Here is an 8803-nt window from a genome sequence, read left to right as displayed (position 1 = left end):
GCATACATGTAAGCAATCACCACAGTTGGTGCAATTCATTTCATTTGGTCGTGTTCCCATTTCACATACGCGCAAGCACGCATCACAGTTATCGCAATCATTGGTTTTGAAAATTCTAAAAATAGAAATTTTGCGAAGTAACTCCATAACGCCCCCGAAAGGACATACAAAACGGCACCAAGCATTGGCAATGATAAGGGAACCAGCAATAATAGAAACGACCGTTATAGTACGAGCCGCCCAATACCATTCGGAGAACTGCATAGATAAAATGACAGCATTAAAATATTCATCGCTCGTCCGAATTGGAATCATAATGCGAGGATTACCAAATTTGAAATATACTACGAGCCCTAAAATTATAGTTGCTACCATGCCGAGTTGAAGGAAACGCATATAATTTTTACGATTTCTTAGTGGTCCCATAGATATTTTGCCTAGCATTTGGTTAACCCAACCACTTGGACAGAACCAACTACAGAAAGCACGGCCAAAGAATACGACCATAATCGGCAAGATAATCCACCACGCATAGAAGTACGTTGTAATACGACCCCAGCAGGTAATCATGGAACAGCTTTCACAGTTTACAAATGGCACGATATAAGGGCATCGGAATATACCATAATATACCCATTTCCCCATAATAAAAAGAAAGATAAACTGTACGATACGACGCCAAAGCGTTAAATTTTTAGGGGCTTGCTTCCCAGATACACCAGAACTAACTTGAGTTCCACAGGTTGTAGACGATGGACATTGATTACACATCTTTTACACCAAACCTTTCTATCAAATCGAGACCTCTCGCACTATGAACGGATGTAAATCCGTGATTTTCTAAGATTTGTTGTCCTTCTTGAGACCGTGTAAATTCAATATAATCGGCAGCTAGTGCGCGATCTTGTACATATTTCATTGTATTAATAGTGAAAGTGAGCGGTGCAGGTGGCACAAATTGTGCAGGTATAGAGAAGTACTCTATACGATCCTTGAACCGATCATGTGTGGTAAGACGTTTTTCAATGATAGATACATCCGCTTTACCTTCTACGAGGTCGCACATCATAGAAATGACACAAGCATTTTCAGCCATTAAGTTTTTCATGATACCATCGGTCAAACCAGATAGTTTCATAATACCTTTTACAGATGCACTGCCTGGTGGAGATGCGCCTAATGGCAACATAACGCGTACACCGGGCTCTGCCATATCCTTTAGATCCCGAATCCCTGCGGGATTCCCCTTAGGAGTAACGATGACATAATCTGTAAAACATAATGGTTCAAAAGCAATACTTACGCCCTTTTTGCGCATATTCTTCGCTAGATCCAAACCACGAGCCCCAAAGACTTCTGTACGACTCTTTTCAGCCAACAAGGATTTACCAATGGCCCCTGCAAAGGCACCAGTATACTGAATGTTGTGCCCTGTATGCATCGTATAGACTTGGTTTAAATCAAGAAACGCTTCCGACAAACCGCCACAAGTCCACACTTGCAATGAATCAGACTGTGTTGGCTTGTAGGCGCCCCGTATAAACGACGGCACCGCTGATGCGGCTGCTAAAGCTAAAGCACCACCAATAAACTGGCGACGGGATATATCCTTTTTCAAAAATCCCATGTACTTACCACCTTTCACTGAACTTTACAGTACTATGCATATACCCACATTATAGTATAAAAAACATAAGTTTTGCTGATGATATGCATAAGTTTGATTAATTTGTTTATACAGATTAGTCATATAAATTCTATTTTCAAAGGTATTATTATAAATTTTAAAGATATAATTCTTATATCTATTTAATTGAATATTTATTACGGTCAGAAACTACGCTAATTGATACTAGCCAATAAAAAGTTAAAGAGTATTATGCAATCAACTCATAGAGATATGATAATCATCACACTATAGACTGCAGTATAAGTAATAGCGAATAAGTCTCTAGTAACAATTACACTAAAGCGGAATACATACTAGCTAAAAAACGCAAAAAGGCGGTACAACCAAATGGTTGTACCGCCTTGATTCATCAATTATTCAGCAGTGAATGGCAATAAAGCGATTGCACGTGCACGTTTGATAGATGTAGTCAATTTGCGTTGATGTTTTGCGCAAGTACCGGAAATACGACGAGGTAAGATTTTGCCGCGTTCAGTCGTGAAACGACGAAGTTTAGCAACATCTTTATAGTCGATTTGATCGATATGGTCTGCACAGAAAACGCATACTTTTCTTCTTGGCTTTCTGCCTCTATCTCTTCTCATTGCGAATCCTCCTTTTCGAATTAGTAGGAGTCCCTGACACTAGAACGGGATGTTTTCGTCATCGCCGCCTGTACTGAAACTATCAAAATTGGACCCACCTTCGAAAGAATTAGTATTCATATCAAGGGATTGGCCCACAAAGTTCGCTACTACTTCAGTAACGTACCGTTTTTGACCGTCCTGAGTCTCGTAAGAACGAGTTTGCAAACGACCTTCTACAAAGCAACGACTGCCTTTACGAAGATTGCCTGCCGCTTCACCAAGTTTGCCCCATGCAACGCAGTTGATGAAAGCAGTTTGTTCTTTCGTTTCATTTGTTGCAGAGTCAACGTAGGTATTTGTTGCAGCTACTGTGAAAGTTGCTACAGCACGACCTGTTTTAGTGTAACGTACTTCAGGATCACGAGCTAAATTACCTAGAATTTGTACAGAGTTCATGTTTTCCTCCAGGCTTTAATTATGCTTCGTGTTTTACAATTAGATGTCTTAGGACTTCATCGTTGATTTTCAATACACGATCGATTTCTTTGATTTCAGCAGGTGCTGCTTCAAAGTTGATCAATACATAGAAACCGTCAGTGAATTTCTTCACAGCGTAAGCAAGACGACGCTTGCCCCAACGATCTACCTTTTCTACTGTGCCGCCTACACGAGCAATTAAAGCTTCTACTTTTTCAATAACAGCGTTAGTTGCTTCTTCTTCAGCTGGTTTCACAATAAACATGACTTCGTATTTGTTCATACAAAATCACCTCCTCTTTCGGACTAATGCCCCTATCGACACATAGGGGTAGGAAGTGCTTACCATCAATAAGCCTTACTATTATAACCTAAACAAACGATGAAAGCAAGAACCCATTTTGAGTTCTTGCTTTCACAATTATTAATGATCATATCGTTTATCTTTAGGGAATGCTAGAATAGCACAAATAATAACAAAGATGGCAATAACAGACATCATAGGAAATGCCGAATCATTTGGTAAAAATGTTAACACCAAAGATGAAATAATACCACTACCATATTGCATAGCCCCTAGCAAAGCCGCACCAGAGCCAGCCATCTTGCCAGCTCGTTCTAAAGCCAACGCATTGGTAACCGCTGCAATGATACCATTCATAGAGAAGAATAAGAAACTGCCGATTACGATAAGCCATAAAGAGTGTTCGCCCATAAACATTAAAATCATTACGATCGTTACACAGATAGCTGCAAACATGGTCGCATAGCGCAACAACTTATCTAGGCGAATAGCACTTACAATACGACGATTAATGGCACTCATAAGCATAACACCAATGATATTCAAAGAGAACAGATAACCAAAATACTCTGTAGGCACTCCAAATACATCGATATATACATACGGTGACCCAGTTAAAAAAGCATAGATAGCAATATAGAATGAGCTTACACAAAGGGTGTACTTCATAAACTCTTTATTGCGCAACAAGATCCAGTAGTTGATGTAAGTATGACTCATGGACTTTCGGCTACGCTTTTCCTTAGGATGTGTTTCCGGCAACAATAGGACGGCTAATAACATGAACACACCTATAACAACCAACAGCCAAAATATAGCGTGCCACGTATACCACACAAGCAAATGACCAGCAAACAGAGGCCCCGCTATGGGTGCTATAGCCATTACAATAGCCAGTGTAGATAACATCTTTGCCGCTTCAGTCCGTCCATATAGATCGCGGATAATAGCTCGCGATAACATAGGCCCCACACAAGCCCCAAAAGCTTGGAATACACGCCATGCTAATAGCTCAATCATAGAAGTACTCAACGCACAACCTACAGAACCAATAATAAATAAAACTAGCCCCATTATGAGAGGCTTCTTCCGACCAATCTTGTCGCTGACGGCGCCCCAAAAGAGCTGAGCCAAGGAAAACCCAATCAAGAACCCCGTAATCGTAAGCTCCGCATCACCATTTAGATCGCGCCCCATGGCAGGCATGGCGGGCAAATAAATGTCCGTCGACAACGACGTAAACGCCATCAAAGCACTTAATATAGAAATAAAAAGCCAACTTTTATTGCTAACCGTATGCATACAGTCACCACTTCCATATCGAACTATAATGAACCTTCATATAAACCGCACTATTCTTAATATATATTCATTATATCAAAAATATGCATAAGGATATATAAATTTCTAATATAATCGCAATAAAAAAACGTAGTAAAATACTACGCAAAAATTGGTCTATAACCAAATGTCAATTCTATATTTCTTAAAGTTGCATTGCTATACTAATACTAAGAGTCATCACGTGAGTTAGGCCCATCACCGAAAGGTGGTGATACTATGAGCAAATTCGAAAAGTACTATTTAATTCTTTTTGTAATTTCCATAGCAATATCACTCTTTGCACTATTCAAATAGTGTAAAGACAAAAGCCTAACGCAACAGAGTATTCAAAATACTCGCACGCTAGGCAATCCTTAAAAAGTATTTATAAGATAAGCCTAACGCTACCACACGTTGATGGCTCTCTTTTTATTTATTATACAACATAAATAGAATTTCTTAAAGGCATTATATGATAAATGGCTCTTTATCATTAACGACATAAACATTTCTATTAGGCAGTATTCTCTCTAGTTTTTCAGGGATATCAGTATGAACTGGAATAACAATATCAGGATCAACCATTTCTATGAACTGAACTAAATCATCCTTTGAGACATGACCACTTGCATGACATATATAAGATGGGTACGTATCTAGTAAATCTTTTAATACTAGATTCTCCTCTATATATCCTGTCCACATGGAATATATAATACGTACATCATCTTTAGGGAACTCTTTAATTTTAGAAATAAAATTTTCTGTCCCTCTTACTAAGGATACAAAACCATTATCCATATAATATTTAGGATACTTTCCTATATCAAGAACTAGTGGACTATCATGTCTACGATACAAAGAACTTTCATAATATACATTATTAATCACAGTATCTAATATTCTTTTCTGATAAGCATCACAAATGAGTACTTTATCAGTTGGCATATTCTGCCAAATTCCCATAATACGGTCAATATTCGTAGATGAACACATAATAAAAACATATTTTCCATCTTGAATATATGAAGAAATATCATCTAATACAGCCACTTCAGATATACAATCATCTGCGTCTCTAGACAATAAGGTGCCCTCTGCAATTAATACATCAACCTCACCTATATACGTCTTAACTAACTTCTCTAATACATGTTGACGGAGCCCATGCATCCGGAAATCACCGGTATATAAGACACGTTTACCTTCTGCTTCAATGACAAACATATAACTATCCGCAGCACTATGATCGATAACTAAAGGTCTAATACGTATATCACCAATAGAAAAGACATCTCCGCCCCGAAATGTATTAGCACCTAATAAGCGCAAGTATAAATCTCTATCTTGATACTCAGCACCTATTAGCGCGATTTCCTTACTTAATTCACCCATATATAATGGAATTTCTGATAGTGCAGAGGTTAGTTGGCCTAAGTGATCCATATGATAATGAGAAATCACAATACCGTCACAATCCGGCTTTCCTTTTGTAACGCCGTCTATATCCAGATTTATAGGTGTGTACTTTTCATCTAAACTTAATTCATTACCAAAATCTAACATAATGCGAGTAGATGCTGTACTAATTTCTATAGCACTACCACCAATCTGATGTGTGCCACGATGAACAACAATATTCATATTCAACCTTTACTTAGAAATGGTAAGCAATGTTTCTGCTCGATATAAACGATCCAAATTTTCTGACCAATTATCTACTTTATTTTTATAAGGTGCTTTACTTACTTTTTGAGCTTGTAATACAACAAAACGGATTTGTTTTAATTCAGGCTCTTGTTTCAAAATATTTTCGCATAAAGATCGTAATTGATTGCGTTTACTAAGGTCCTTCAATTCTTTACACTCTTTATACTGTTGTGACACAACAGTTTTGGATGGATAACTAGGAGTATTAGGTTTATCCGGATCAATACGAAGCATCAAATTGGTCTCTGTTCCACCGTCCTCTTTGGCACAAGATCTTTCATCAAATAAAACGACTAACTCTGTTTCATTCGTATGTTTATATCCAGGTAATTTCTTTAGCTGCTGTATACCCTCATGCCCCTTCGCAGAATTAATCTGTTTTATATCTAGCAGCCTATAATATGTATAAGCTTCTAAAACGCATCGTAATAAAGTTTCCTCACTACCAGACGGACGATATTTTAATTCAATGACAGAATAACATTTATCATCTGCATTATAGCCTAATAAATCTATTTTTCCATACGAGTCATTTTTTGTAGCTTTTAGTGGTGTTTGATAATCAAAGAGATATCCTAGACCATCAATATTACCTTGATAAAATAATAGCTTCGCTAAGATTTCCTCTTTTCGATTTGTGCTTTGAAGCTTTTTCATATCCACTTCTTCAGAAGGAGTATGATCTGTATCAAAATGATTCGTTCGTACTGGCTCTAATTCTTTCCACCCCTTTAAAAGATTTTCTGATAAAAGAGTACTTGAAATAACTTCACTATAGCGATTCTTATCCGCTTGCCCCTTTCCCTTTACATAGCCTTTATAATTTACAATAGGCGCCTTATAAAAGTTTGCTGCAAATCTTTTTACTTCAATATAGTTATCGTCTTGCTTAACTTTTTTTGTTTTTACAGTATCGTTCTTTATATCAGTCTTATTCTGACAAAAAATAGTTTCAAACTCATGAAATTTATCTTTTCGATCAATAGCTTCACAAATTAATTTGTATGCCTCTTTACAGTTCAACATTATAAATCTCCCCCCATAATAACAATTGACGCTACTACACATAGTCATTAGAATTAACCCCATCATTTAGAAAGGTCTATTATATTTTACTTTAAATTCATTATATCAACGACTACTTTATGAGTAAATGATGAAGTCACTATTTAAAGTAAATAAATTATACTATCTTATACTTTTACTATAATTCAAATGACGCGTAATAAATTCCCCATCATATTTTAATTGATAAAAAATCTATTATAAATAACATGACTCAAAATAATTTCAACATTCTATAGAAAGTTATTGCGTAAATTCTTTTTATCCTTTACTATAGTAAAGAGAGTTACATTTAGAAAGGAATCATCATGGCTAATATCAATGAAAATTACTTAAATCTACAAGGTTCTTATTTATTTGCTAATATTGCAAAAAAGGTAAATGAGTACCAAGCCGCACATCCAGATGCAGATATTATTCGTCTTGGTATTGGCGATGTTACATTACCACTTGTTCCCGCAATTATCGACGCAATGAGCAAAGCGGTTCAAGAGATGGGCAAAGCAGAAACATTCCGCGGTTACGGCCCTGAGCAAGGTTATGACTTCTTACGCCAAGCAATTGTCGATGGCGATTACAAACCATTAGGTGTAGATATTGCAATTGACGAAGTATTCGTATCTGACGGCGCGAAATCTGACGTTGGCAACATCCAAGAGTTATTCAGCGAAGATAATATCATCGCTATTACAGATCCAGTATATCCAGTATATTTAGACTCCAATGTCATGGGCGGTCGTACTGGCGAAGCTGTAGACGGCATCTTCCAAAAGGTTGTATACCTCCCTACTTATGCAGAAAATAATTTCTCTCCGGAATTCCCTGCTGAAAGAGTAGATATCGTATATCTTTGCTCCCCTAACAACCCAACTGGTACGGTATTGAGCCGTGCTCGTCTTGCAGAGTGGGTAAAATGGTGTAAAGATAATGATGCCATTTTGATGTTTGACTCTGCTTACGAAGCTTTCATCAGCACAGAAGACACTGTAAAATCTATCTACGAAATTGAAGGTGCTCGCGAAGTAGCTATCGAGTTCCGTTCTTTCTCTAAAACAGCGGGCTTCACAGGTACACGTTGTGCTTATGTAGTTGTACCTAAAGAAGTGACCGGAAAAACTAAATCTGGTGAACGCCAAGCCCTCAATCCTATGTGGAACCGCCGTCAATGTACTAAATTCAATGGTGTTCCTTATATTATCCAACGTGGTGCTGAAGCAGTTTACACTAAAGAAGGTCGCGAGCAAACACAAGCTAATATTGCGTACTACAAAGAAAATGCTCGGATCATCAAAGAAGGTCTAGAATCTATCGGCCTTACTGGATATGGTGGTGTTGATGCTCCATACATTTGGCTTAAAACTCCTGGCAACATGACTAGTTGGGAATTGTTCGACATCTTGCTCGAACAGGTTCAAATCGTATCTACACCAGGCTCTGGCTTTGGTCCTCACGGTGAAGGTTACCTTCGTTTAACAGCTTTCGGTAGCCGTGAAAACACAATTCGCGCTGTTGAAAGAATTAAAACATTAAAATTCTAATACGATAACTGCCATACGCTTTATCCGATATAGTATCAATACCTACAAGACAAAAGACCGATTACAATTCTTTAAAAGGAAGGTAATCGGTCTTCTTTATCCCCTTACATTTAAGACGTTCCTCTTAAAT

The 8803-nt window shown here is 37.6% G+C and carries 9 protein-coding genes; 1 reads left to right on the top strand and 8 read right to left on the bottom strand.

The window, feature by feature from the left end; translation table 11 throughout:
* The 8 genes from Q0F90_RS05235 to Q0F90_RS05200 form a co-directional block, all read right to left on the bottom strand.
* Nucleotides 1-771: 4Fe-4S binding protein (locus tag Q0F90_RS05235; protein WP_296003984.1), on the bottom strand; the 771-nt coding region annotated here is incomplete at its 3' end.
* Nucleotides 764-1627 carry a substrate-binding domain-containing protein gene (locus Q0F90_RS05230; RefSeq protein ID WP_024065963.1) on the bottom strand — a complete coding sequence of 288 codons (864 nt, stop codon included), beginning with the start codon at nt 1625-1627 and terminating at the stop codon, nt 764-766. The genes Q0F90_RS05230 and Q0F90_RS05235, both read right to left, overlap by 8 nt.
* Nucleotides 1628-2043: 416 nt before the next feature.
* Nucleotides 2044-2274, bottom strand: a complete 231-nt coding sequence (gene rpsR, locus Q0F90_RS05225) for a 30S ribosomal protein S18 (protein WP_004693795.1) — start codon at nt 2272-2274, stop codon at nt 2044-2046.
* A gap of 39 nt (nt 2275-2313) precedes the next feature.
* Nucleotides 2314-2712 carry a single-stranded DNA-binding protein gene (locus Q0F90_RS05220; protein WP_009352155.1) on the bottom strand — a complete coding sequence of 133 codons (399 nt, stop codon included), beginning with the start codon at nt 2710-2712 and terminating at the stop codon, nt 2314-2316.
* A 19-nt stretch (nt 2713-2731) separates the two neighbouring features.
* The gene (rpsF, locus tag Q0F90_RS05215; protein WP_004693799.1) at nt 2732-3016 is read right to left on the bottom strand and encodes a 30S ribosomal protein S6; all 285 of its coding nucleotides are present in this window, start codon (nt 3014-3016) and stop codon (nt 2732-2734) included.
* A 141-nt stretch (nt 3017-3157) separates the two neighbouring features.
* Nucleotides 3158-4339 (bottom strand): multidrug effflux MFS transporter, encoded by a 1182-nt coding sequence (locus tag Q0F90_RS05210; RefSeq protein ID WP_296003983.1) that lies wholly within the window; start codon nt 4337-4339, stop codon nt 3158-3160.
* A gap of 489 nt (nt 4340-4828) precedes the next feature.
* Nucleotides 4829-6004 carry an MBL fold metallo-hydrolase gene (locus Q0F90_RS05205; protein ID WP_296003982.1) on the bottom strand — a complete coding sequence of 392 codons (1176 nt, stop codon included), beginning with the start codon at nt 6002-6004 and terminating at the stop codon, nt 4829-4831.
* Between the two features lie 9 nt (nt 6005-6013).
* Entirely contained in the window at nt 6014-7096 is a 1083-nt protein-coding gene (locus Q0F90_RS05200) for a hypothetical protein (protein WP_296003981.1), read from the bottom strand.
* 347 nt (nt 7097-7443) lie between these two features.
* Here Q0F90_RS05200 and Q0F90_RS05195 point away from each other — a divergent pair, with 347 nt between their 5' ends.
* Entirely contained in the window at nt 7444-8673 is a 1230-nt protein-coding gene (locus Q0F90_RS05195) for an LL-diaminopimelate aminotransferase (protein WP_296003980.1), read from the top strand.
* The last annotated feature ends 130 nt before the right edge of the window (nt 8674-8803 follow it).

This window comes from uncultured Veillonella sp. (assembly GCF_934190855.1).
Lineage (GTDB): Bacteria > Bacillota > Negativicutes > Veillonellales > Veillonellaceae > Veillonella.
The sequence above is the reverse complement of the archived record's forward strand: the minus strand, read 5'-3'. Positions and strand labels throughout refer to the sequence as shown.

What these genes read in the sequence shown, in the direction of transcription:
- Q0F90_RS05230 (WP_024065963.1), bottom strand. Translation starts at nt 1,627, where the DNA reads ATGGGATTTTTGAAAAAGGATATATCCCGTCGCCAGTTTATTGGTGGT.
- Q0F90_RS05210 (WP_296003983.1), bottom strand. Translation starts at nt 4,339, where the DNA reads ATGCATACGGTTAGCAATAAAAGTTGGCTTTTTATTTCTATATTAAGT.
- rpsR (WP_004693795.1), bottom strand. Translation starts at nt 2,274, where the DNA reads ATGAGAAGAGATAGAGGCAGAAAGCCAAGAAGAAAAGTATGCGTTTTC.
- Q0F90_RS05205 (WP_296003982.1), bottom strand. Translation starts at nt 6,004, where the DNA reads ATGAATATTGTTGTTCATCGTGGCACACATCAGATTGGTGGTAGTGCT.
- Q0F90_RS05200 (WP_296003981.1), bottom strand. Translation starts at nt 7,096, where the DNA reads ATGTTGAACTGTAAAGAGGCATACAAATTAATTTGTGAAGCTATTGAT.
- Q0F90_RS05220 (WP_009352155.1), bottom strand. Translation starts at nt 2,712, where the DNA reads ATGAACTCTGTACAAATTCTAGGTAATTTAGCTCGTGATCCTGAAGTA.
- Q0F90_RS05195 (WP_296003980.1), top strand. Translation starts at nt 7,444, where the DNA reads ATGGCTAATATCAATGAAAATTACTTAAATCTACAAGGTTCTTATTTA.
- rpsF (WP_004693799.1), bottom strand. Translation starts at nt 3,016, where the DNA reads ATGAACAAATACGAAGTCATGTTTATTGTGAAACCAGCTGAAGAAGAA.